The organism is Paraburkholderia jirisanensis (genome assembly GCF_054782355.1).
The window spans coordinates 158,891-181,994 of sequence record NZ_BAAGSQ010000013.1 but is presented as its reverse complement, the minus strand read 5'-3'; the positions used below and the strand labels follow the sequence as shown (position 1 = coordinate 181,994).

The following is a 23,104-nucleotide window of genomic DNA, read 5'->3' as shown; positions in this document are numbered from 1 at the left end:
ATCGATGTCCATTACCGAATCCCACGCCGCGCCTGATTTCGCACGCGGCTTCGCCGACCATCCGGCGTTGATGCTGCGCGCGGTCGGCGTAGCGAAGACCTTCACTTTGCACGGCCAGGGCGGCGTGCAGATCGACGCGCTCGACGGCGTCTCGCTCGACGTCGAACGCGGCGAATGCGTGGTGCTGGTCGGCCCGTCGGGCGCCGGCAAGAGCACGCTGCTGCGCTGCCTGTACGGCAACTATCTCGCTAGCGAGGGCACGATCCTGGTGCGCGACGACGCGCACGAGATGCGCCATCGCGCGATCAGCGGCGCACCGCCGCACGACGTACTGCATCTGCGGCGCAGCGTGGTCGGCTACGTGAGCCAGTTTCTGCGCGTGATTCCGCGCGTACCGACGCTCACGCTGGTGGCCGAGCCGCTGGTCACACGCGGCGTGCCCGAAGCCGAAGCGCGCGAGCGCGCGGCCGCACTGCTCGCGCGCCTCAACGTGCCGCAGCGGCTCTGGTCGCTGGCGCCCGCCACCTTTTCCGGCGGCGAACAGCAGCGCGTGAACATCGCGCGCGGGCTGATCGCCGAGCATCCGGTGCTGTTGCTCGACGAGCCGACCGCATCGCTCGATGCGGAAAACCGCGACGTGGTGGCCGATCTGATCGTCGAAGCGCGCCTGCGCGGCGCGGCGATCGTCGGCATCTTCCACGACGAAGACACCCGCGCGCGCGTCGCCACGCGCCGCCTCGAGCTGACTCCACCGCTGCGTCACACGGCCACCCTACACTGACATCCAATCTCAACCGGAGCATTACGATGTTGATCAGGAACGCCCGCGTCGTTACGCGGGATGAAGAATTCAACGGCGTTGTATTGATCGAAGACGGCGTGATCCGCGATATTTCGCGCGGCACGACGTCGGCAAAAGAATCCCAGGACTGGGACGGCGATTACCTGCTGCCCGGCCTGATCGAGCTGCACACCGACAATCTCGAGAAACACCTCGCGCCGCGCCCCGGCGTGCACTGGAACACCGACGCCGCGTTCGTGATTCACGACGCGCAGGTGGCCGCTGCCGGCATCACCACCGTGTTCGACGCGCTCGCAATCGGCTCGCGCAAGAACAATGGCCCGCGCGAGCGCGGCATCCAGACACGCTGCGCGGAAGCGCTGACGCGCTTTTCCGAGCGCAAGCTGCTGCGCGCCGATCACTTTTTGCATCTGCGCTGCGAAATCGCCACCGGCGACGTGATCGAAGTGTTCGATTCGCTTTCCGCGCATCCGATGCTGCGGCTCGCTTCGGTGATGGACCACACGCCGGGCCAGCGGCAATGGCACGACCGCGAGCAGTGGCGCAAGTTTACCGAGCGCCACGGCAAGCTTTCCGACGAAGAAGCCGAAAGCACCTTGAACGAGCTCGCCGCCGAACAGCAGCGTTACGCGGATGCGCACCGCCGCGCGATCATCGCGCGTTGCAAGGAACTGCAGGTGCCGGTGGCGAGCCACGACGACACGCTCGTCGAACACGTCGAACAGGCTGCCGCCGAAGGTGTGGTGCTGGCCGAATTCCCAACCACGCGCCTCGCCGCCGAAGCCGCGCACCGGCACGGCATTGCGACCATCATGGGCGCGCCGAACGTGGTGCGCGGCGGCTCGCACTCGGGCAACGTGTCGGCGCTCGAACTCGCGCAGGCGGGTCTGCTCGACATCCTGTCGTCCGATTACGTGCCGTCGAGCCTGATGACCGCGGCCTTCGATCTGGTCGAAAAAGCGGGCTGGACACTGCCGCGCGCGATCGCGACGGTTTCTGCGGAACCGGCGAAGAAAGCCGGCCTGCACGATCGCGGCGTGATCGCACCCGGCCTGCGCGCCGACTTCGTGCGTGTGACGATGATGGACGCGCTGCCGGTGCCGCGCTCGACGTACCGGGCTGGCGAGCGGGTGGTCTAACGGCAGCGCGCAGCACAGCGGCTGGCGCGTCGACTCTCGCTTCTGCACGGAACCAATCGGGCGGTATTGCTGCTTGCCGCACATCATGCGGCTTGTGACGGGCGCACGATGATCCGCTGGCGGCGCGCCAGCCGTCGGCTTCCGGCTCAACGCCAGCGCGTCGCTCTGCCGGCTCAACTGGCGCGTCGACGTGCCGGAAGCGCGCAGGCGCGTCGCTCTGCCGGCGGCAGGCTCGCTCATCAGCCTGCCGGCGCCGCGCTGGCGCATCGATCGGCCGCCGGCAGCGTGCGCTACCGCTGTCGTCAGCCGGTCACACGCTTGCGCAAAAATTGCACTGCCCACGGCGCCCTACCTCGGCGTCCTACCGCAACGCAACAAAAAACCCACGCGGCATCGCGCCGCGCAGCGGCCCTGCCGCCCGGCTCCGGGCTTCCGCTGAACTGTCGTTTACCTTTCACACCCCGCCGGCCCGCAGTTTGCGGCCAGGCGCGGCAGCGCTTTGCCTGGCGCGCCATCCGGTCTTTTACCAGGTCCGTAATATTTTTGGACTGGTAAGCTTGGCGCGCGCTGCTGGCGGCCCTGCCGGCAGCCGAATAACCAGCCCGCCGCGACCCGCGCCGGGCAATGTCGCATAGCACAATCCATCTGCGCGACCATTTAAGAACCACTCCGGGAGTATCTCAGTGAAAAAACTGCTAGCGGCTTTGACGGTTGCCCTGCTCGCCACCGTTTCGATCGGCGCACACGCCAAAGACTGGACGACGATCCGTTTCGGCGTCGACGCCAGCTATCCGCCGTTTGAATCGAAGGGCTCCGACGGCAAGCTGGTCGGTTTCGACATCGACCTCGGCAACGAAATCTGCAATCGCCTGAAGGCAAAGTGCGTGTGGGTCGAGAACGACTTCGACGGCATGATCCCGGCCCTGAAGGCGAAGAAGTTCGACGGCGTGCTGTCGTCGATGTCGATGACGCCGCAACGCGCGGAACAGATCGCCTTCTCGTCGAAGCTGTTCAACACGCCGACGCGCCTCGTCGCGAAGAAAGGCTCGAACCTGCTGCCGACGCCTGAATCGCTCGCCGGCAAGACGGTCGGCGTCGAACAGGGCACGATCCAGGAAACCTACGCGAAGACCTACTGGGAGCCGAAGGGCGCCAAGGTCGTGCCGTACCAGAACCAGGACCAGGTCTACGCCGACCTGATCTCGGGCCGCCTCGACGCAGCGCTGCAAGACGCCGTGCAAGCTGAAATCGGCTTCCTGAAGACGCCGCGCGGCGCGGGCTTCCAGTTCGTCGGCAAGGATCTGGAAGACAAGAAGATCCTTGGCGAAGGCGCCGGCATCGGCATGCGCAAGGAAGACGCCGACCTGAAGACGAAGGTCGACAAGGCTATCGCCGACATCATCAAGGACGGCACCTACAAGAAGATCGAGAAGAAGTACTTCGACTTCGACGTGTACGGCGGCTGATCCACGCGGCGGCGCAATTCGACGCGCCGCCGATGCAGGTTGAAAAGCGGGCTTCGCCGGGTGCGAAGCCCGCTTTTGTTTTGAGGCTACTGTTTAGCGGTGCGTTTAGCTGTGCTTTAGTCGCGCGCTTCACGGGCCGCTTCACGGGCCGCTTCATGGCCCGTTTCGTGCGGCCTTTAGCGTTGCCTTAGAGCCGCCAGTTAAGGCCGCCTTTTAAGGCCGCCAGCACAGGCAAACCACCGCGGCATGGGCGCGGCAACGCGGATCGGCTAAGATCGAGCAATTCGCCCAGCTTGTGCGCCGCTGTGCGCCGCGCGAGCGAGCCGCGCACAGCGTTGCGCGCGGCACCGCACGCTGTGTCGTACGCAACCGCGCGCGCAACCCGTTCATCACCGTTTTTACACTGCAATCAACCACATAGCGCGGCGCTCACACCCGGCCGCGCCCCCCACATCATGCAAACCAGGACTCATCCGCTGATTTCCCCGTCGCTCGGCACCGCGCGCAATCTGACGAGCTTCCACTACGGCCCCGGCGGGGCACAGAAGGTCTACATCCAGTCATCGCTGCATGCCGACGAACTGCCCGGCATGCTGGTGTCGTGGGCGCTGCGCCGCAAGCTCGCCGAACTCGAAACCGCCGGCAAGCTGCGCGGCGAGGTCGTGGTGGTACCGGTGGCGAATCCGATCGGCCTGAACCAGTTCATGCTCGGGCTGCTCGCGGGCCGCTTCGAGAGCAACACCGCGCAGAACTTCAACCGCAACTTCTATAACCTCGCCGCGCTGGTCGAACCGCTCGTCGAAGAGCGCCTGACCGGCGACATCGAGCGCAATCGCGTCGCGATCCGCGCGACGATGCGCGAAGCGCTCAACGCGCAAAAGCCGCGCACCGAGCTCGAATCGCAGCGCCTCGCGCTGCAGTTGCTGTCGTACGACGCCGACATCGTGCTCGACCTGCACTGCGACTGGGAAGCCGCGCTGCACCTGTACACGAACCCGGACCTGTGGGCCGACGTCGAACCGCTGTCGCGCTATCTGGATGCCAAGGCATCGCTGCTCGCGCTCGATTCGGTCGGCAATCCGTTCGACGAGATTCACAGCTTCTGCTGGTCCGATCTGCGCACGCGCTTCGGCGGCCGCTATCCGATTCCGAACGGCTCGATTTCGGTGACGGTCGAATTGCGTAGCCAGCGCGACGTGTCGTACGAGCTCGCCGAACACGACGCGCAAGGCATCATCGAGTACCTGACACATCGCGGCGTGATCGACGGCAAGGCCGCGCCGATGCCGCCGCTGGAGTTCGCCGCTACGCCGCTGGCGGGCACCGAGCCGATCGTCACACCGGTCAGCGGCGTGGTGGTGTTCCGCGCGGAAGTGGGCAAATGGGTCGACGCCGGCAAGGAAATCGCCGACATCATCGATCCGCTGACCGATCAGGTCACGACGCTAAAGAGCAGCGTGGCCGGCGTGATGTACGCGCGGCACGTGTCGCGCTTCGCTACCGCGGGGATGGAAGTCGCCCGCGTGGCCGGCGCGAAGGCGATCCGCAGCGGCTCGTTGCTGTCGGCTTGAGGTAACAGGACCGCTGGCAGCCGGGTCGGCCTGATTGGGCGCGATTCGACCTGGCTGCCGCGGCAGACACATCATGCGAAGTATCTCTGCATACAGCCGACCTACAACCGCTTTATGAAAAGCTGATGTAAAGGCCTGCACATCTTTCCGATATCGCGAAGCGTTATGTAGCATTTGCACTACATAGTTGCTGAATAACGCAACTGTCATATTGGATTCTCCGCATCCCCGTAAATTTGCGACCGACGCGCGACCCTGCCGTAGAGCAAGGCGAATGTCGCCCGCATTCCTTACTAAATTCGGAGAATTCCTTGAACAAGAAAGTACTGACCACCGCGCTGCTCGCAACCTTCGCCGGGGCTGCTCACGCACAAAGCAGCGTGACGCTGTACGGGATCATCGACGCAGGTATCAGCTACGCGAACCACAGCGGCGCTAACTCGCAAAAGATCTTCAAGTACGACGACGGTGTGGCACAGGGTAGCCGTTGGGGCCTGCGCGGTTCGGAAGACCTGGGTGGCGGCCTGAAGGCAATCTTCGTGCTCGAAAACGGTTTCAACAGCGGCAACGGCACGCTGGGCCAGGGCGGCGCACTGTTCGGCCGTCAAGCGTATGTCGGTCTGTCGAAGGACAACGTCGGCGCAGTGACGTTCGGCCGCCAGTACTCGCTGTCGACCGACGTGCTCGGCAACTACTCGACGGGTAGCAACACGGTCGCCGGCAACTACGCGTACCACATCAACGACGTCGACCAGCTGACGTCGAGCCGTATCAACAACTCGGTGAAGTTCAGCAGCGCCAGCTTCTACGGCGTGACGTTCGGCGCGTTGTACGGCTTCTCGAACCAGGCAGGCTCGTTCGGCGGCGCGCCGACGGTCGGCACCACGACGGGTTCGTCGCGCACGTACAGCTTCGGCCTGAACTACGCGTTCGGCGGCGCTGGCATCGGCGCAGCGTACACGGACATCAAGTTCCCGCAGCTGTCGTCGCCGGCCTTCCCGGTTTCGCTGGCGAACTTCAGCGCCGGCTCGACGGCGACCAACGTTGCTTCGACGGTCAAGGATCTGCGCACGTTCGGCGTGGGCGGCCGCTACACGTTCGGCCCGGCGACGGTGTGGGCGTTGTACACCAACACGCGTTTCGAGCCAATCTCGCTCGGTTCGAGCATCTACACCGCGTATGAAGCGGGCGGCAAGTGGGCCCTGACGCAAGCGCTGTCGCTGGCGGCTGGCTACACGTACATGCACCTGTCGGGCGCGGCTAACGGCCACTGGAACCAGGTCAACGGTGTCGTCGACTACGCACTCAGCAAGCGCACCGACGTGTACGGCCTCGTGGTGTACCAGGACGCAAGCGGCAAGGTCGGCGCAACGAACCTGCAAGCGCAGATCGGCGACAGCACGTCGTTCTTCGGCAACTCGGGCTCGAACTCGCAGAACCAACTGGCGTTCCGCGTGGGTATGCGCCACAAGTTCTAAAGCTGGAGAGTGGACCGGCGCCGCGTTGTGCGGGGCTGGGTCTGCGTCTGCGTGTGAAAAAGCGCCCTGTGGGGCGCTTTTTTATTGCGAGCGGCCTAGGCTGCGAGCTTCATGCTAACAAGCCGGTTGAGGCTTACACCCTGCTCCGCAGCCTTGATCGCGAGTGCCCGATGCTGCTCGGGCGGGATACGCACACGGAACTCGCCGCTATAGCGCTTCTCCGCGAGTGGATCTGGAATCGCCTCGCCATTCTTTTTCATATCGGCGACAGTATCGGCCACCAGCGCGCGGATACCCTTCAACGCCGCGTCCGGCGAGCGGTCTAGCCATGACAGCGATGGAAACTCAGCGCACAGACCAACGTGTTCGCTATCTTCCGGCGACCATGTAACCCGGTACGTGTAGTGATCAGCAGGCACTTTCCTTCTCCTTCAGCTTTTCGATAGCCAGCAATACCTGGCGGACCTGATACGCCTTAGCCTTGCCCTTGTCATTCTGAATATTGACACGAGGGTCTCCAGGCCATGGAGTCTTGAAGACCGCGTGGCTGGTGCCGGATTGCCGTGGCTTGCCGAAGAGTTCCTCGCAGACTTTGAGCGGCGCTGTGAACTTCACGTTAGCGGGTTCACGGCGCATTTGTTCAAGAGTCTTTTGGTTCATGAGACGACAGCGTGTTGTTGCACTCGGATCAAATGGTGCCACTATTGGCACCATTTAGCAACCGAGCGTCGTCGCCGGCGAGCGATCGAAATGGCTAAGCCCACGTGTGCATACACGCGTTGTGAAAGAGAGGAGAGAGATACAGAAGCAGCGCATCGCGCCGCACAGCGCGCTAGCTGTCGCTGAAGTTGCGCACCAGATCGCGCGCCAATGCACCGCCGCTGCCGGCCCAGAAATCGCGGTCGGCCTGGCGCACGCGTTCCGCGACGCACAGCATATGGTCGCCGGCCGCGGCACGTGCGCGCTCGGGATCGCCCACGGCGATCGCCGCCACGATCTTCTCGTGCTCTTCGGTGACCTGGTTCATGAAGTCGAGGCGCCGCGCTTCATTCGCGCGCGTCACCTTCACCGCGAGCCGGATCTGCTGCGCGAACATCTCGATGAAGCTCACCCAGTACGGATTGCCGGTCGCCTCGGCGATGCGCAGATGAAACTGCACGTCTTCCTCGACACCGTCGCCGCCGGCGCGCATCGCGTCTTCGACATGCCGTAACGCGTGCTCGATCTCCGCGAGCTGCCCCGGCGTACGACGCACTGCCGCGAGCGCGGCAATCTCGGCTTCGAGCCCGCGCCGCACTTCGGTGAGGTTCAGCAGCGACTGCACCGACTGCTCGGTCAATGGATCCATCATCCCCGCATGCGGGCCGCCGGTGTGCCCGACGAACGCGCCACTGCCCTTGCGCGTGGTCAGCAAGCCATCGGCCTTCAGCAACGCGATCGCCTCGCGCATCACCGTGCGGCTCACGCCGAAATGCAGCGCCATTGCGTGCTCGGACGGCAGCCGCGTACCCGGCGCGAGGCCGTCGCCGCGGATTTTGGACAGCAGCTTTTCCGCCACCCGTTCGCCGAGCGTGCCCGAATCAAACGAGACGCCGCTCTGCTCGCTTCTGGCTGCGCTGCGGGATGAAGCCGGGCTCATCCATCGATCCTTTCAAGAAATTCGACCATGCGGCCCATTGTACGCAAATCCATTTTCGGTTGACAGCTTTGGAACAGCTTTATACCATCCGCTATACAGATTTTATACATGTAGTCACATAGTAGGAGCGCGTCTGGTGCCCCAGCACCGGCCGCCCGCCTTCGCCACAGGGGAGACACAGGCAGCCGTTCGCGGTTGCCTTGGCGCCGGCGCATTCCGCGCAGCCACCACGCACGTGCCGGCACAAAGAGGAGATGGAAGCGATGAGCTTCGTGGTCAACAACGTCCAGGTGCTGTTTGCCGGACTCGCACTCGGCTCGATCTACGCACTGGTCGCACTGGGTTTCGTGCTGATCGTCAGAGCCACCAACGTCGTCAATTTCGCGCAAGGCGACTTTGCGATGGCCGGCGGCTTCGCGATGGTCGCTTTTCTCAGCAGCGGTTTGCCTTACTGGCTCGCGTTCGTGCTCGCGCTGGTGGTGCTCGGCGTGCTGGGCGTGATCTTCGCGCTCGGCGTCTATTACCCGCTGCGGCACCGCTCGTATCTGCCCGTGATCATCAGCACGCTCGGCGCGTCGATCTTCATGCAGAACGCGGCGCTGTACATCTTCGGCCCGCAGCCGCGCGCGATGAACCGGCTGTTCGACAAGCCCGGCATCGAAGTGGGCGGCGTGTTCATGGACACGCAGTATCTGTCGATCCTCGCGTTCACCGCGCTCGCGGTGACGTTCCAGTACTTCCTGTTCGAACGCACGATGCTCGGCAAGAAGCTGCAGGCCACCTCGCAGGACAAGGACATGGCGCGCCTCGTCGGCATTCCGGTGGCGGGCATGATCGCGTTCACGTTCTTCTATAGCGCGGTGCTCGGCGGCCTCGCCGGCGCGCTGGTGTCGCCGATCCTGTTCGTGTCGATCGGCATGGGCTCGATCATCGCGCTGAAGGCGTTTGCCGCGGCGATTATCGGCGGCTTCGGCGACATCACCGGCGCGATCATCGGCGGCCTGCTGCTCGGCGTGGTCGAGAGCTTCGGCGCGCAGTACATCTCGGTGGCCTACAAGGATGCGTTCGCGTTCCTGCTGCTGTTCCTGTTCCTGCTGCTAAGACCGCAAGGCATCTTCGGCGAAAAGATTTCGGAGAAGGCATGAACCGCGTCCCCGCCTCCACCGGGCCCGCGCGTCACACGCGCGGCAACCGTATTTCGTTCGGCAAGGTTCTGCTGGCCGTGGTGGCTGTCGCCATCGCCTGCGTGCCGTTTGTGCTGTCGCTTACGCCATACGTACTGAACATTTTCATGCAGGCCGCGACCTATGCGATCGCCGTGCTCGGCATGACGATCGTGCTCGGTTACGCCGGCCAGATCAATCTCGCGCAGGCCACCTTCTTCGGGCTTGGCGCGTATGCGGTGGGTATCGGCACCGTCGTGCTCGGCCTGAATTTCTGGCTCACGCTGCTGCTCGGTATCGGGCTTGCGACCATCGCCGGCTTCGTGCTCGGCCTGACCACGCTGCGTCTGGGCGGCCACTATCTGGCGATGATCACGATCAGCTTCCAGCAGATTTTCGATCTGGTGCTGGTGAACTGGGCGAGCGTCACGCAAGGGCCGGATGGCGTGGCCGGCATCGGGCGGCCGTCGATTTTCGGCTTCCAGTTTGCCGACGATCGCTTCTACCTGGTGCTGTGCCTCGTGTTCCTGTATGCCGCAATCGCCTTTGTCTGGTGGCTGCCGCAAACCCGCACCGGCCGCGCGATGCGTGCGGTGCGCGAAAACGCGCTGGCCGCTGAAGTGACCGGTGTCGACACGCTGCGCGTGAAGGTGATCGCGTTCACGTTGAGCGCGGCGCTGGCCGGGGTCGGCGGCGCGTTCTATGCGGCGGGCTTCGCGTACATCAGCCCGGACAACTTCAACTTCGCGCGCTCGATCGAATTCCTGACGATGACGCTGCTCGGCGGCGTCGACTCCGCCTTCGGCGGTGTGTTCGGCACGGGCCTGCTGATCGTGCTGCCGGAATGGCTGCGCTTTTTGAAGGACATCTACCTCGCGGTGTACGGCCTCGCGGTGATCCTGATCATGGTGTTCCTGCCCGCCGGCATCTGGGGCATCGTGCGCGGTCGCTTCGACGGTCTGCGCAAGACCGATACCGTCGACGTCGACAGCATTGCGCCGCTGCAGCTCGACGTGCCGCTCACCGATCCGGCGCCGATCCTGATTCTTGACAACGTCGCCAAGCATTTCGGCGGTGTGAAGGCGGTCGACGGTATCTCCGTCGAAGTGGCGCGCGGCACCGTGCATACGCTGATCGGCCCGAACGGTTCCGGCAAGACCACCACGCTGAATGTGCTCAACGGTATCTACAAGCCGACCAGCGGTACGCTGAAATTTGGCGGCGTCGATATCACCGCGATGAAGCCGCACGAACGCGCCGCGCTCGGCATCGGCCGCACCTTCCAGAACATCCGGCTGTTTGCGTCGATGTCGGTGGTGGAAAACGTGATGGTCGGCGCGCAGCGCGCCAACAATCCGGTCGGCACGAGCCGCGCGGCATTGCAGGAACGCGCGCTGTCGGCGCTGAAATTCGTCGGCATGGCCGAGCAGATGCACATGACTGTCAAGAATCTGCCGTACGGGCACCAGCGGCTAGTCGAGATTGCGCGCGCGCTGGCCGGTTACCCGAGCTTCCTGCTGCTCGACGAGCCGGCCGCGGGCCTGAACCTGACCGAAAAGAAAAACCTCGGCGAACTGCTGAAACGCCTGAAGGGCCATGGCATGACGATCTTCCTGATCGAGCACGACATCAGCCTGATCGAACAGGTGTCGGACACGATCACGGTGCTGAACTTCGGCAAGAAGATCGCGGAAGGCGAACCGGGCTATGTGATGCGCCACCCGGACGTCGTCGCCGCCTACCTCGGGGAGACCGCTGATGCCGCTGCTTGAACTGAATAACATCGAGAGCCACTACGGCCATGTGCAGGCGTTAGCCGGTGTGTCGGTACACGTCGAACAGGGCGAAATCGTTGCGCTGCTCGGCGCGAACGGCGCGGGCAAGAGCACGACGCTACGCAATATTTCCGGCCTCGTGCCGCCGACGCGCGGTGAAATCCGCTTCAACGGCGTAGCGATCGAGCGGGCGTCGCCGGAGAAGATCGTGCGCATGGGGATCGCGCACGTGCCCGAAGGGCGCCGCATTTTTCCGGGGCTGACGGTCAAGGAAAACATCATGATCGGTTCGTCGCCGCGCGGGCGCCTCAGCAAGCGCGTGCTCGAAGCGGAAGTCGACGAGATGTACGCGATCTTCCCCGATCTGAAGCGACTGTCCAGCGCGCTCGGCTGGAGCCTGTCCGGCGGCCAGCAGCAGATGCTGGCCGTGGCGCGCGGTTTGATGTCGAAGCCGAAGCTGTTGTTGCTCGACGAGCCTTCGCTCGGGCTTGCGCCGATTATCGTGCAACAGCTGTTCGCGACGATTCGCGCGATCCGCGAACACGGCACCACCGTGCTGCTGGTCGAGCAGAACGCGAACATGGCGCTGTCGGTGGCCGATCGCGGCTACGTGCTATCTACCGGCCGCGTGCTGGTCGAAGGCACGCCCGCCGAATTGCTCAATAACGAAGAGGTGCGCGCAGCCTATCTGGGCGGCAAGGCGCACGCACCAGCCAGCTAGCAAGAAACGCAGCAGATTCGATTGTTTGATCATCACCTCGGGCCATCAGGTCTGAAACGTCTGGAGACACGTAATGAAAACAACATCGCCCTGGTTGGCCGCGGCCACCACGGTTGCCGCCGCTACCGCTGCAATCGCCTTCGCATCGTCCGCACTCGCAGCCGATCCGGTCACGTTCGGCATGATGACCGAGAGCACCGGTCCGAGCTCCGAAGCCGGCATCTATCAGGCCAACGGCGCGAAGCTCGCGCTCGATGAAATCAACAAGGCCGGCGGTGTACTCGGCCATCAGCTCGAAGTTCGCAACGAAGACAACCAGAGCACCAACCCGGGCTCGGTGCTGGCGATCTCGAAGCTGACCAGCTCAGGCAATCTGTCCGCGTTGATCGCGACGGTGCGCAGCACGCAAATCCAGGCGATCTCGCCGACGGTGATGCGCGCGAAGCTGCCGATCATGGTGGGCGGCACCGACGTCGGCCTCACGCATGCGAACAACCCGTGGATCTTCCGCGCGCGTCCGAACGACGGCTATTCGGCAAAAGTGATTGCCGACTACGGCGTCAACGCGCTGAAGCTGAAGAAGTGGGCGATCGTGCATTCGACCGATGCGTTTGGCAACGGTGGCGAGAAAAACCTGACCGAAGCGCTGAAGGCCGCCGGCATCACGCCGGTGGTGGTACAAGGCTTCACCAGCAACTCGCAGGACTTCACGCCGATCGTGCTGGCTGTGAAGAACTCGGGTGCGGATATCGTCGCCACGTATATCGCCAATTCGACTGACGTCGCGATCTTCGGCAAGCAATTGCGCCAGTTGGGCGTAAAGGCCGCGTGGATCGGTTCGCCTTCGGTATCGACCGCTACGGCGATGAAACTTGCAGGCGACGCGCTGTACGGTTCGTATTCGATCGCGGATTTCTCGCCGGATTCGAGCCCGGAAGCGCAGGCGTATGCGCAAAAGTATCGCGCGGCGTACAAGGTCGAGCCGGACTTCTACTCGGCATGGGCGTATGACTCGGTGAACCTGCTCGCGCTCGCGATCAAAACCGCAAACAGCACCAAGCCTGACGACATCGCGAAAGCGCTGCGTTCGGTGAAGGGTTATAAGGGCGTGGAAGGTATCTACACGTTCGATCCGAACGGCGATGGCCTGCACGGCTACAACATCGTCAAGAACGATGGCGGCAAGATCGTGTTCGTCAAGCATATCGATTTCGCCACGCAGTAAGCCAACGCACGCGGTTGATTGACTTCAGGCAAAGCGCTGGACTGCGAATGCAGTCTAGCGCTTTGTATTTCGGCTGTGCCCGCGTAGTGCCGCCCCCGATCAGACGCCGCGCAATCCGCCGTAAAGCTGCTCTTCGAATTGACCGTACAGATCGACGACGCGTGCGTCGTAGAACGGCAAGGTCTGCGTGAATAGCGCGCCGGCCACATGCTTGACCGGGTCTATCCAGAAGTACGTGTTCAGCAGCCCGGCCCAGCTCGCGCTGCCCGCGCTGCGTCCGTGCGGCCCCGGTTGATCGTTGATATCGAACGACAAACCCCAGTGGTGTGGCTGTCCCGGAAACTGGTCAAAGCTGTTCGACCATGTCGGCTGCGCTGTCTCCATGCGCGTGACGCGCAGATCGCCGATGTGATTGGCGAACATCGTTGCGACGGTATCCTGGCGCAGCACATGCTCACCGCGATACGTACCGCCGTTCAACAACATCTGCAGGAACGCCATGTAATTGCGCGGCGTACTGAACAATCCGCCGCCGCCCATGAAAAACTCCGGACGCTGATTCATCTCGAACGGTTCAGGCAGCAGCGAACCGTCTGCCTGACGGTGATGCAGGGTCGCCACGCGCCGCTTCTGCGCGCTGCCGATCAGAAAACCGCTATCGTGCATGCCGAGCGGTTCGAAGATGTGCTCGCGAAAATACACTTCCAGCGACTGGTCGCTTGCGGCTTCCACCAGCTTTCCGACCCAGTCCATGCTGATGCCGTATTGCCACCGCTCGCCCGGCTCGAATTCGAGCGGCGCCGCGAACGCACCATTCAATGAATAACCGATGTCCGGCATACCGGTGACCTTCTCGTAGCGCGTGAGCTGCTCGCTCCAGATGCTGTACGAATAGCCGGACGTATGCGTGAGCAAATGGCGCACCGTGATGGCCTTTTGCGCCGGCCGCAGGATCGGATGACCCGACGCGTCGAAGCCGTTGAGAATCTGCGGCGACTTCAGTTGCGGCAGGATTTCGGCCGCCGGTTGCTCAAGTTGCAGCTTGCCCTGTTCGATGAGCTGCATGCATGCGGTTGCGGTAATCGCCTTGGTCATCGACGCGAGCCAGAACACCGAGTCTGGGCCGATCGGCGCGCCGGTGTGGGCGTCCGCGATGCCGGCCGACCCTTCGTAGACGAGTTCGCGTGGTGTTGCACCCATCGCGACGACGCCGGCGGCGACACCGTTGTCGACTGCGCGCTGCAGGCATCGGTCGATCGACGCGTATTGTGAGTGGCGAGGCGTCGGCTTGTGCGGCGGGGTTTGCGCTGCTTGTGGTGCCGCTGCGTTTGCTTCGCGGTCCGCAAACGCGCCCAAGGTCGTGGCGGCCGCGAAACTCGCAGCGCTTTTCAGCAGGTCGCGGCGATTCAGTCGAGTAGTCATTCGTTTCTCCAGAGCGGTGAATTGAGCAGGCAATGCAGCACGGCGGCTTGCCTCGGTGAAACGAATTCTCGGTAAAAGCCGGTGGAAACAAAATGACTCGAATAGCACTAGGTAAGTGACATCAGGTTACGAATCAGACATCATTGCCGGCAGGGCTCAGCCTGCAAGGGGCCGGCTCAAACCCCACTCATACGACCATGAACGCGAAACTCGAGAACCTTTCCAGCGGCATCGGTGTGCTGGCTGCGATTGTCGATGGCGGCAGCTTCGCAGCGGCCGCGGAACGCGTTGGCATCTCGCCGCCGGGCGTGAGCCGCGCGATTGCGAGGCTCGAAAAGCGCTTGCAGATCCGGCTGTTCGATCGCACCACGCGCTCACTATCGCTGACCGAAGAAGGCCGCCGCTTCTACGAGCAGGTCATGCCGCATCTCGAGGGGCTCGAGGAAGCCGCGGCTTCCGCGAGGCGCGGCGCATCGGCTGCGCACGGCAAACTCAGAGTGAATCTGGATCCGGTCTGCTATCGGGTGATGCTCGGCACGCGGCTCGACCAGTTCATGGATGCGCATCCCGAACTAGAAATCGAGTTCATCGCGAGAGATAGTCTGGGCGATCTGGTTACCGAGGGCTTCGATGTCGCGCTGCGCTTCGGCAAACCGAAGCCATCGACGCTGGTCGCGCGCAAGGTGCTCGATACCGGCGTGGTGACGGTAGCCGCGCCGGCCTATGTGGCGCGTTGGGGACGGCCGCTGCGTCCGCAAGATCTCGAAGGTCCGGCGCACCGATGCCTGGAATTCCGCGACGCCGAGACCGGCAAACCGTTTCCGTGGGAGTTTCATCGCAAGCGCAAACACGTCGTGGTGGCCACGCACGGGCGCCTGACCGTCAACGACCCTGGCGCGCTACTCAACGCTTGCCTCGCCGGCTCGGGGATCGCGCAGATGCTGGTGCTTGGCGCCGAGCATCTGATTGCGGAAGGGCGATTGATCGATCTGTTTCCCGACTGGCCGGACGAGCGTTATCCGCTATATGCGTACCATCCGTCGCGGCACTACATGCCGGCCAAGACGAGGGCTTTCCTCGATTTTATCGTTGGGCTTGCACCGCGTTGACGGGCGCCCGCCCGCTTCGATGGCGCGGGACAAGAAGCGGTGCCGCTGCGGAAGCGATAAACGCCGCCGTATATAGGCTTATTCGCCGTCAGCCGGCACAACCGCTTCGTCGATGTGATGCGCGGCCAGCGAATGCGACACGAAGCCCGAATTGCGCAGTTGCAGCACGAAACTCGTCAGATATTGTGCGGCCAACGTGCCGCGGCTCTTCGGTACACCCATCGCCTGGCGGATCACCATGAATCGCTGGTCGAGAATCCGCAGGCCGCCGGTTTTGGCGGCATCGCGTTCGAGTTGCTGTTTGACGCCTGCCGCAACCGTCAGATGCTGATCGACGAAGGCCTGAACCACCGCAGGCGAAGTCGGCACGCGCACGATCGTCGCCTGATGCAATTCACGCGACAGAAACAGGTCGTACGCGCTGCCCTTGCCGACTGCGACGGTGTTGCCGGCCTGATCGACCTGCGCGTTGGTTCGGATCGGCGAGTCGTTGCGCACCAGATAGAAGCCTTCGATCAGCACGTAGGGATCCGTGAAGCGAATGCCGTCGCCGCGCTTCGGATCGATCGCGAAGAAGCCGACGTCGGCCTGCTGGTTGTCGACCTTGATCACGGAATCGCCGGCAGACTTCGACACCACCAGATCGACCGGTACATGCAGACGGCGTGCGAGTTCGTTCGCGATATCGACAGAGACGCCGACCGGACGGCCGCTTGCAGGATCGAGGCTCGCAAGCACCGGATTGCCGAGATTGATCGACGCGCGCAGCGTACCGGTGGGTGCGAGCGCAGCGACGATCGCGGGGTCGGGCGTGCCGGTGTCTGCTGCCGTGTGTGTCGCGGGGCTTGCTGTTTGCGCACGATCGATGGGCGCACACGCGGTGCATATCGCGATCGTTGCAACGGCTGCGATGGCGGTCGCTGCACGCGGCCGCAGCAAGCGGCCGATCCTGGCGAAGGTTAAGGCTTGCATGGAGTTGTTCTTCTGTTGTTCCGGCAAATCCGCAATGGTGGCGACACTTTGTCATGAAATTCGATGAGCTTCAATATGATCACGGCAGTCGATGCATTGGCCCCGGGACTGTCGGCACTTTGTATGTTTCACACGCATGGCAAAAATCGCAAGCCGATCGACGATCTCTGATCACCGATGCAATTCATTCAAATGCACAGCAGCGCAGATTGACACTTGCTGGCGACGCGCAATAGCATCGACGTTCCGTTCAACGATTCAAAGTTCTAACAGATAGAACTTACACACCTGAGAGCCCCACGGGGAAAACACGCATGTTCAAGTGGTACACCGAATTGTCGAAACCGGAAAAGCGCACGTATTGGGCCTGCTTTTCCGGTTGGGGTCTCGATGCGATGGACACGCAGATGTACGCACTCGCGATTCCCACGCTGATCGCGCTGTGGGGCATGACGCGCGGCGAAGCGGGCATACTCGGCACGACGGTATTGATCATGGCGTCGCTTGGCGGATGGATCGCCGGTATTCTCGCGGATCGCTATGGCCGTGTGCGTGTGCTGCAAATCACCATTCTGTGGTTCTCGGCATTCACGCTGCTGTCGGCGCTAACGAATTCGTTCTGGCAACTGATGATCACGCGCGGTCTTCAAGGGCTCGGCTTTGGCGGCGAATGGGCGGTGGGCGCTGTGCTGATCAGCGAGACGATTCGGCCGCAGGTGCGCGGACGCGCGGTGGGTTCGTTGCAGGCAGGATGGGCGATCGGATATGGCGTGGCCGTGCTGCTGTCCACCGTGCTGTTCAGTTCGCTTGCACCGGGGCTTGCGTGGCGTGTGCTGTTTGCAGTGGGCATCTTGCCAACGCTGCTAGTGCTGTGGATCCGCCGAAACATCGAAGAAGCCCCGTTGTTTGCGCAGAACCGCCGCGCGCATGCAGCGGATCGTCCGGGCATCTGGGCCGTGTTCGAGCGGCCCGTGCGCGCGACCACCTGCAAGGCGATCCTGCTCACGTTCGGCATCTACGGCGGCAACTACGTAATGATCACGTGGCTGCCGGCCTATCTGAAGCTGGTGCTGCATCTGTCGATTGCGAATGTCGGCGGGTACCTCGCGATTAACATTCTCGGCTCGTTCGCTGGTGCGTTTCTCAATGGCTGGATGGCGGATCGCTTTGGACGCCGCCGCACGTTTGTCGTGATCGCGTGTCTGCAAGCGATTGCGGTGGCGACCTACACGCTCGCACCGATTACGCTTCCGGTTACGCTTGTGCTCGGGTTCGTGCTGGGCACACTGCAATCGGGTACCGCTGCGGGTACCGGCGCGTATATCGCGGAGTTGTTTCCCACGCGCATCCGCGGCTCGGCGCAAGGGCTGTGCGGCAATGCGGGGCGGGCGATCGGCGCGATCATGCCGGCGATGGTGGGCGTACTGAGCGCCAAGCTCGAACTGGGTGCCGCAATGGGGCTGTGTGCATGCGCGGCTTATCTGCTTGTGGTGACGGCGGCGCTGTTGTTGCCGGAGACGCGCGGGCGCGATCTCGCACAGGTCGCTGAACGGGTTTCCGCTGAATAGCCTACGCCCGGGCCGGGTCAGTGCGACTCGCGATCGCCCCCAGACGCGATTTTGAAGCCCGCGCAAAATTTAGGAATAAAATTCCCCCTATTCGAGCGTTGGGACTTCCGCTGCGAACGCACGAACATACGCGCGCTGCAGCCAGCCGCACATTCCGTAATGTCAGTCATCTGAAGACCGCATCTCGCGGCGGTCTTCGCTTTCCTCCAGGAATCGATGGATCTTCCTTTCAATGAACGCGGCGTCTCAGTGACGCGCAATGCCCTATCCGCCGGCGGCCAGGTCTTTCCGCTGCGAGAAGTCAGCGGCGTGCGCGTGCTCACCGTGCCGAAGCGCAAGCCGGTACCGGTGGCCATCTCCGTGCTGGGTGCAGTAGGCGCAATAGTCGGCGGCGTGTTCGCGTCGTCGGCAGGCATCGTGTGCGGGGTGATGCTGATCGTGGTCGGCTGGCTCACGTGGATTAGCCAGGACGTCACGCATCGCCTGCTGGTAGAGGCCAGCGGCGCCGAGCGCGAAGCGTTGTCGAGCCCCGATCTCGAGTTCGTCGAACGTGTCGCGCAGACGCTGCGCGGCGCGCTCGACGCGGCGCCCAAAGCCTAGTCGCACCGCCCCGTAGCACGGCTGCCGTATAAAAACCGTTTACAAAAAATTAACCCCCTCGCCGTGCGCTTTTGCACTCGTTTAAGACCTGCACGGCTAGAGTGAACGGGTCCTAACAGCCGTGCCGTCAAAAACTCCGCGACGGCATATCGATGATGCACCACCCTGTCGCCACCACTAGCGCACGTCCGTCCCCGCGCGTGTTTCGCAGCACCGACGCTACCAGCCAGGCACCCGCCTCGATGGTCACGATCGACGTCACGGTGCCGGGCACCTCATCCGCGGCCGGCCGCCGCGCGCTGCACCGCGCGCTCGGCGAAGACCTGCGCCTGTACGTGATGACCATCGACAAGCGTCACGAGCGCATCAGCTTTCGCGTCGAAGTGATGTCCCGGACCGTCGATGACGTGATCGGCGCCCTCACCGGCTCGCTCGATCAGGCTACCGTCGGCCGGGTGCGCGCCACCACCATCAAGCGTTTGCAGAACGCCTGAGCTTTACATTTTTTTGCAGGTGCGGGGAAGCCGGCGCGTAGAGTTTGCGCTCTTCGTCATTTCGCGTTCCTCACGCCGGTGCCGCAAGCGCAGTGCGTCACGCTGCGCGTGACAAACTGCGTCATGGATGGGGCACGCGTAACTGTAAGGTGCCCCATGCCTGTTTCTCTTTCCCTGTCCCGCACTGTGCGCGCTGTGGGTGCGTTCGCTTTGTCCGTCTGGTTCGCGTGTCTGTGCGCCGGCTGCTCGGCGCCGATTTCGACACCCACGCCGCCAGCGGCTAGCGCAACGCTGATCAACCAGGGCCGCGACGGCATGCTGGTGCCGCTCCACGTCGAGCGCAGCGATCTCGGCCACGCGCGCCTGGGCGTTCCCGCGCAAGTGGACGGCAAAGCGGTCTATCTGATGTTCGATACCGGTACGCGCGGGCTGCGCGTGCTGAGGTCGACCTTGCCGCGCACCGACTATCCGGTCGCGGGTTCACGCACTTCACTCAGCTTCGCGACCGGCGCACAGGCGTCCGGTGCGGTGGTCACGCTGCCGTTCAGCGTGGCCGGTACGCGGCCGGTCGAACTCGCCGCGCAGGCCGTCGACGACGTGCATTGCATGCCGGGCGCCAAACGCTGCGTGGCGAGCGATGGGTATACCGGCGAACTGGGTTGGGCCTTTTCCGGCCTGCTCGGTGCGGCCGCGGACGCGCCTGGCGACACCTGTTGCACGCAGCCGTTGCGCGCACTGCCGGCGCATATCGGCGAGCGCTACATCGTGCATGCGGATCTGCAGCGGCCGTATCTGTTGCTGAGCCCGTCGAATGCGGTGGCCACCGGCTTCACGATGCTGCCGCTTGCCGCGCAGGCCGACCGCTCGATGCAATGGCCGACCGGCTGCGTGCAGGTGGCCGACAAGATGCGTTTTTGCGCACCGGTTGTGTTCGCAACGGGCGGCATGGGCATGGTCCGCATCGAAACCGACAAGGCGCCCGACTGGGTCGGCGACGCCGATACCAACCAGGTGCTCAAGCAAGGCAACTACGACGTGCTGCTCGGTGTCGGCCCATGGCGGCACCGCTTCGATGGCGCGCAGGTCGTGATTGCGAAAACGCAGCCTGGCGCGAACCGTATCGTGATCGGGTTGATGGCGCTGCAGAATATCGACTTGCTGTTCGACTTTACGAACGCGCAATTGGGGATTCGTGCGGCACGCGACGTGGAAGCGATTGGCAGCTAAGGGCTGATGGCTAAAGGTTGATGACTAACGGCTGATGGCTAGCGGCAACACGTGCGCGCAAAGCCGCCGTGCGGCACGCACGCCGCACGGCACGACTTCGTGCGTTACTCCAGATCGAGCGACTTCACATGCCAGATATCGCGCGCATACTCGGCGATCGTACGGTCCGACGAAAACTGCCCCATGCCGGCCACGTTTTCGATCGCACTGGCCGTCCAGCCGCGCTGGTCGACGAAGCGCCGGTCCACTTCTTCCTGGGCCTGCTCAAACGCGGCGAAGTCGGCGAGCACCATATAGTGATCGCCCCAATCGACCAGCGTGTGGAAGATATCGGAGAAGCGCAGCGGGTCATCAGGCGAGAAGAACCCGGTACGAATCTGGTCGAGCGCGACGCGCAGTTCCGGGTTCTCTTCGTACAGCTGGCGCGGCCGGTATCCGGTCGCACGCAGCGTGTCGACCTGATCCGCGGTGTGGCCGAAGATGAAGATATTGTCGCGGCCCACCGCATCGCAGATCTCGATGTTCGCGCCGTCGAGCGTACCGATCGTCAGCGCGCCGTTTAGCGCCAGCTTCATGTTGCCGGTGCCCGACGCCTCGGTGCCGGCCATCGAAATCTGCTCCGACAGGTCCGCCGCCGGAATGATCATCTCGGCCACGCTCACGCCGTAGTTCGGCACGAACACCACCTTCAGACGGTCGCCGATCAGCGGATCGTTATTGACCTTCTCGCCAACGTCGCCGATCAGCTTGATGATCGTCTTCGCCATCCGGTATGCGGATGCCGCCTTGCCCGCGAACATCACCACGCGCGGCACCCAGTCGCGCTGCGGTTCCTCGCGAATCCGGTTGTAACGCACGATGACGTGCAGCACGTTCAGCAGTTGCCGCTTGTATTCGTGAATCCGCTTGACCTGCAAGTCGAACAGCGCGTTCGGATCGAACGGCATCTTGGTGTGATGCGCGAGACGTTGCACGAGACGTAGCTTGTTCTGCCGCTTCGCTTCGCGAAACGCATCGACGAAGGCCGTGTCGTTTTTCAGGTCGCGCAGCTTCGCCAGTTCGAACAGGTCGCGCCGCCAGCGCGGGCCGATCTGCCGGTCGATCAGCGCCGACATCGACGGACTCGCCTGAGCCAGCCAACGCCGCGGCGTCACGCCGTTGGTGACGTTGGTGAAGCGCTCCGGGTACATGCGCGCGAAGTCCGCGAAGATATCGCGCGTCATCAGTTGCGAATGCAGCTTCGACACGCCGTTCACCTTCTGGCTCGCCACGATCGCCAGATGCGCCATTCGCACGCGGCGCTGGCCATACTCGTCGACCAGCGAAATGCGGCGGATCATGTCGACGTCGTGACCCGATTGCTCGCTGACGCGCTTCAGGAACACCGCGTTGATCTCGAAGATGATCTCGAGGTGGCGCGGCAGCAGACGCGCGAGCGTCTCGACGTCCCATGTTTCGAGCGCTTCGGGCATCAGCGTGTGGTTGGTGTAGGAGAACACCTGCTGCACGTCGCTCCATGCCTTGTCCCACGGCACGTGATGCACGTCCACCAGCAACCGCATCAGTTCGGGAATCGCCAGCACCGGGTGCGTGTCGTTCAGGTGCACCGCGACCTTTTCCGGGAAACGGCCAAACGTGCTGTGCGTGCGCAGATATCGGCGAATCAGATCCTGCATCGTCGCCGACACGAAAAAGTATTCCTGGCGCAGCCGCAGCTCGCGGCCGGCCGAGGTCGAATCGTCCGGATACAGCAGGCGCGATACGTTCTCCGACATGTTCTTCGCATCCACGGCGCGCCGATAATCGCCCTGGTTGAATGCGGAGAGGTCGAGCTCCTCGGTCGCGCGCGCCGACCACAGACGCAGCGTGTTGGTCGCGTTGGTGGCGAAACCGGGGATCACGGTGTCGTACGCCATTGCGTTCACATGCTGGGTTTCGATCCACTCGATGCGGTCGTTGCGCTGCACGGTGCGGCCGCCAAAGTGCACGATGTACTGCACTTCCGGGCGCGGAAACTCCCATGGGTTGCCGGCGCGCAGCCAGTAATCGGGCGCCTCAACCTGCTCGCCGTCGACTATTTGCTGCCGGAACATCCCGTATTCGTAGCGAATGCCGTAGCCGAAGCCCGGCACGCCGAGCGTCGCCATCGAGTCGAGAAAGCACGCGGCAAGACGCCCGAGGCCGCCGTTGCCGAGCGCCGCATCGGGCTCGAGATCGGTCAGCGCTTCCATGTCGACGCCGAGACCCGCGAGCGCTTCCTTCATCGGCTCGTAGATGCCGAGTGCGAGCAGCGCGTTGGTGAACGTGCGCCCGATCAGAAATTCCATCGACAGGTAGTAGACGCGTTTGACGTCCTGTTCGTACTGCTCGCGCGTGGTTTTCATCCAGCGCGTGACGAGCCGGTCGCGCACCGCCAACGCGGCGGCATGCAGCCAGTCTTGCGGTCTTGCCGTCACAGCGTCCTTGCCGACGCCGTACATCATGCGATTCGAAATCGAGCGCCGTAGCGCATCGACCGTGCTGTTCAGCTGTTCGAATTCCAGATCCACCGCTGTCATCGAAGCCTCCGGGAAAACGACGCGACGCGCGCCTGATCGCTGGCCGTATGGACGCAGATAGTGCGCGCCGGTCTGGTGGACGAATAAGCAGAGTAGGACATTTTGCTGTGTCCTGTCACCCGCGACGGCTCAACCACGCAATGACCATGCCGCGCCTGTCGCGACGGCGTACGGC

At 63.4% G+C, this 23,104-nt stretch carries 20 protein-coding genes; 14 read left to right on the top strand and 6 right to left on the bottom strand.

Annotated elements, in window-relative coordinates:
* Positions 1 to 4 precede the first annotated feature (4 nt).
* From phnL to ACYVNQ_RS08910, 5 genes are all read left to right on the top strand, one after another.
* A complete protein-coding gene (gene phnL / locus ACYVNQ_RS08930; RefSeq protein WP_460902131.1) occupies positions 5 to 781 on the top strand; it encodes a phosphonate C-P lyase system protein PhnL in 777 nt (258 codons plus the stop codon).
* A gap of 26 nt (positions 782 to 807) precedes the next feature.
* Positions 808 to 1,941 (top strand): alpha-D-ribose 1-methylphosphonate 5-triphosphate diphosphatase, encoded by a 1,134-nt coding sequence (locus ACYVNQ_RS08925; protein WP_460902130.1) that lies wholly within the window; start codon positions 808 to 810, stop codon positions 1,939 to 1,941.
* Between the two features lie 683 nt (positions 1,942 to 2,624).
* Positions 2,625 to 3,407, top strand: coding sequence for an ABC transporter substrate-binding protein (locus tag ACYVNQ_RS08920; protein ID WP_460902129.1), 783 nt, complete (start codon positions 2,625 to 2,627; stop codon positions 3,405 to 3,407).
* 455 nt (positions 3,408 to 3,862) lie between these two features.
* On the top strand, positions 3,863 to 4,978 hold the full coding sequence (locus ACYVNQ_RS08915) for a succinylglutamate desuccinylase/aspartoacylase family protein (RefSeq protein ID WP_460902128.1): 1,116 nt from the start codon (positions 3,863 to 3,865) through the stop codon (positions 4,976 to 4,978).
* Between the two features lie 311 nt (positions 4,979 to 5,289).
* Entirely contained in the window at positions 5,290 to 6,456 is a 1,167-nt protein-coding gene (locus tag ACYVNQ_RS08910) for a porin (protein ID WP_460902127.1), read from the top strand.
* A gap of 95 nt (positions 6,457 to 6,551) precedes the next feature.
* Here ACYVNQ_RS08910 and ACYVNQ_RS08905 read toward each other — a convergent pair whose 3' ends face one another.
* The 3 genes from ACYVNQ_RS08905 to ACYVNQ_RS08895 form a co-directional block, all read right to left on the bottom strand.
* Positions 6,552 to 6,875: a type II toxin-antitoxin system HicB family antitoxin gene (locus ACYVNQ_RS08905; RefSeq protein ID WP_460902126.1), complete on the bottom strand. Its 324-nt coding sequence runs from the start codon at positions 6,873 to 6,875 to the stop codon at positions 6,552 to 6,554.
* Entirely contained in the window at positions 6,865 to 7,116 is a 252-nt protein-coding gene (locus tag ACYVNQ_RS08900; RefSeq protein ID WP_460902125.1) for a toxin HicA, read from the bottom strand. The genes ACYVNQ_RS08905 and ACYVNQ_RS08900 overlap by 11 nt, the downstream gene beginning before the upstream one ends.
* Positions 7,117 to 7,288: 172 nt before the next feature.
* Complete coding sequence (locus tag ACYVNQ_RS08895; protein WP_460902124.1) at positions 7,289 to 8,095, bottom strand: FadR/GntR family transcriptional regulator; 807 nt, start codon at positions 8,093 to 8,095, stop codon at positions 7,289 to 7,291.
* Between the two features lie 263 nt (positions 8,096 to 8,358).
* Here ACYVNQ_RS08895 and ACYVNQ_RS08890 point away from each other — a divergent pair, with 263 nt between their 5' ends.
* From ACYVNQ_RS08890 to ACYVNQ_RS08875, 4 genes are all read left to right on the top strand, one after another.
* A complete protein-coding gene (locus ACYVNQ_RS08890) occupies positions 8,359 to 9,240 on the top strand; it encodes a branched-chain amino acid ABC transporter permease (RefSeq protein WP_460902123.1) in 882 nt (293 codons plus the stop codon).
* The gene (locus ACYVNQ_RS08885; RefSeq protein ID WP_460902122.1) at positions 9,237 to 11,030 is read left to right on the top strand and encodes a branched-chain amino acid ABC transporter ATP-binding protein/permease; all 1,794 of its coding nucleotides are present in this window, start codon (positions 9,237 to 9,239) and stop codon (positions 11,028 to 11,030) included. The genes ACYVNQ_RS08890 and ACYVNQ_RS08885 overlap by 4 nt, the downstream gene beginning before the upstream one ends.
* The gene (locus tag ACYVNQ_RS08880) at positions 11,023 to 11,754 is read left to right on the top strand and encodes an ABC transporter ATP-binding protein (protein WP_460902176.1); all 732 of its coding nucleotides are present in this window, start codon (positions 11,023 to 11,025) and stop codon (positions 11,752 to 11,754) included. The genes ACYVNQ_RS08885 and ACYVNQ_RS08880 overlap by 8 nt, the downstream gene beginning before the upstream one ends.
* A gap of 73 nt (positions 11,755 to 11,827) precedes the next feature.
* Positions 11,828 to 12,979, top strand: coding sequence for an ABC transporter substrate-binding protein (locus tag ACYVNQ_RS08875; RefSeq protein WP_460902121.1), 1,152 nt, complete (start codon positions 11,828 to 11,830; stop codon positions 12,977 to 12,979).
* A 99-nt stretch (positions 12,980 to 13,078) separates the two neighbouring features.
* Here the strand turns inward: ACYVNQ_RS08875 and ACYVNQ_RS08870 are convergent, their stop codons facing one another.
* Positions 13,079 to 14,401, bottom strand: coding sequence for a serine hydrolase domain-containing protein (locus ACYVNQ_RS08870; RefSeq protein WP_460902120.1), 1,323 nt, complete (start codon positions 14,399 to 14,401; stop codon positions 13,079 to 13,081).
* A gap of 197 nt (positions 14,402 to 14,598) precedes the next feature.
* On the opposite strand from ACYVNQ_RS08870, the gene ACYVNQ_RS08865 reads away from it, so the two are divergent.
* Entirely contained in the window at positions 14,599 to 15,510 is a 912-nt protein-coding gene (locus ACYVNQ_RS08865; RefSeq protein WP_460902119.1) for a LysR family transcriptional regulator, read from the top strand.
* A gap of 78 nt (positions 15,511 to 15,588) precedes the next feature.
* Here ACYVNQ_RS08865 and ACYVNQ_RS08860 read toward each other — a convergent pair whose 3' ends face one another.
* On the bottom strand, positions 15,589 to 16,482 hold the full coding sequence (locus ACYVNQ_RS08860) for an ABC transporter substrate-binding protein (RefSeq protein WP_460902118.1): 894 nt from the start codon (positions 16,480 to 16,482) through the stop codon (positions 15,589 to 15,591).
* A gap of 314 nt (positions 16,483 to 16,796) precedes the next feature.
* Here ACYVNQ_RS08860 and ACYVNQ_RS08855 point away from each other — a divergent pair, with 314 nt between their 5' ends.
* From ACYVNQ_RS08855 to ACYVNQ_RS08840, 4 genes are all read left to right on the top strand, one after another.
* A complete protein-coding gene (locus ACYVNQ_RS08855; protein WP_460902117.1) occupies positions 16,797 to 18,050 on the top strand; it encodes an MFS transporter in 1,254 nt (417 codons plus the stop codon).
* Between the two features lie 216 nt (positions 18,051 to 18,266).
* Positions 18,267 to 18,650, top strand: coding sequence for a DUF6232 family protein (locus ACYVNQ_RS08850; protein ID WP_460902116.1), 384 nt, complete (start codon positions 18,267 to 18,269; stop codon positions 18,648 to 18,650).
* Between the two features lie 242 nt (positions 18,651 to 18,892).
* Positions 18,893 to 19,144 (top strand): hypothetical protein, encoded by a 252-nt coding sequence (locus tag ACYVNQ_RS08845; RefSeq protein WP_460902115.1) that lies wholly within the window; start codon positions 18,893 to 18,895, stop codon positions 19,142 to 19,144.
* A 210-nt stretch (positions 19,145 to 19,354) separates the two neighbouring features.
* Positions 19,355 to 20,371 (top strand): hypothetical protein, encoded by a 1,017-nt coding sequence (locus tag ACYVNQ_RS08840; protein WP_460902114.1) that lies wholly within the window; start codon positions 19,355 to 19,357, stop codon positions 20,369 to 20,371.
* Between the two features lie 104 nt (positions 20,372 to 20,475).
* Here ACYVNQ_RS08840 and ACYVNQ_RS08835 read toward each other — a convergent pair whose 3' ends face one another.
* A complete protein-coding gene (locus tag ACYVNQ_RS08835; RefSeq protein ID WP_460902113.1) occupies positions 20,476 to 22,929 on the bottom strand; it encodes a glycogen/starch/alpha-glucan phosphorylase in 2,454 nt (817 codons plus the stop codon).
* Positions 22,930 to 23,104 lie beyond the last annotated feature (175 nt).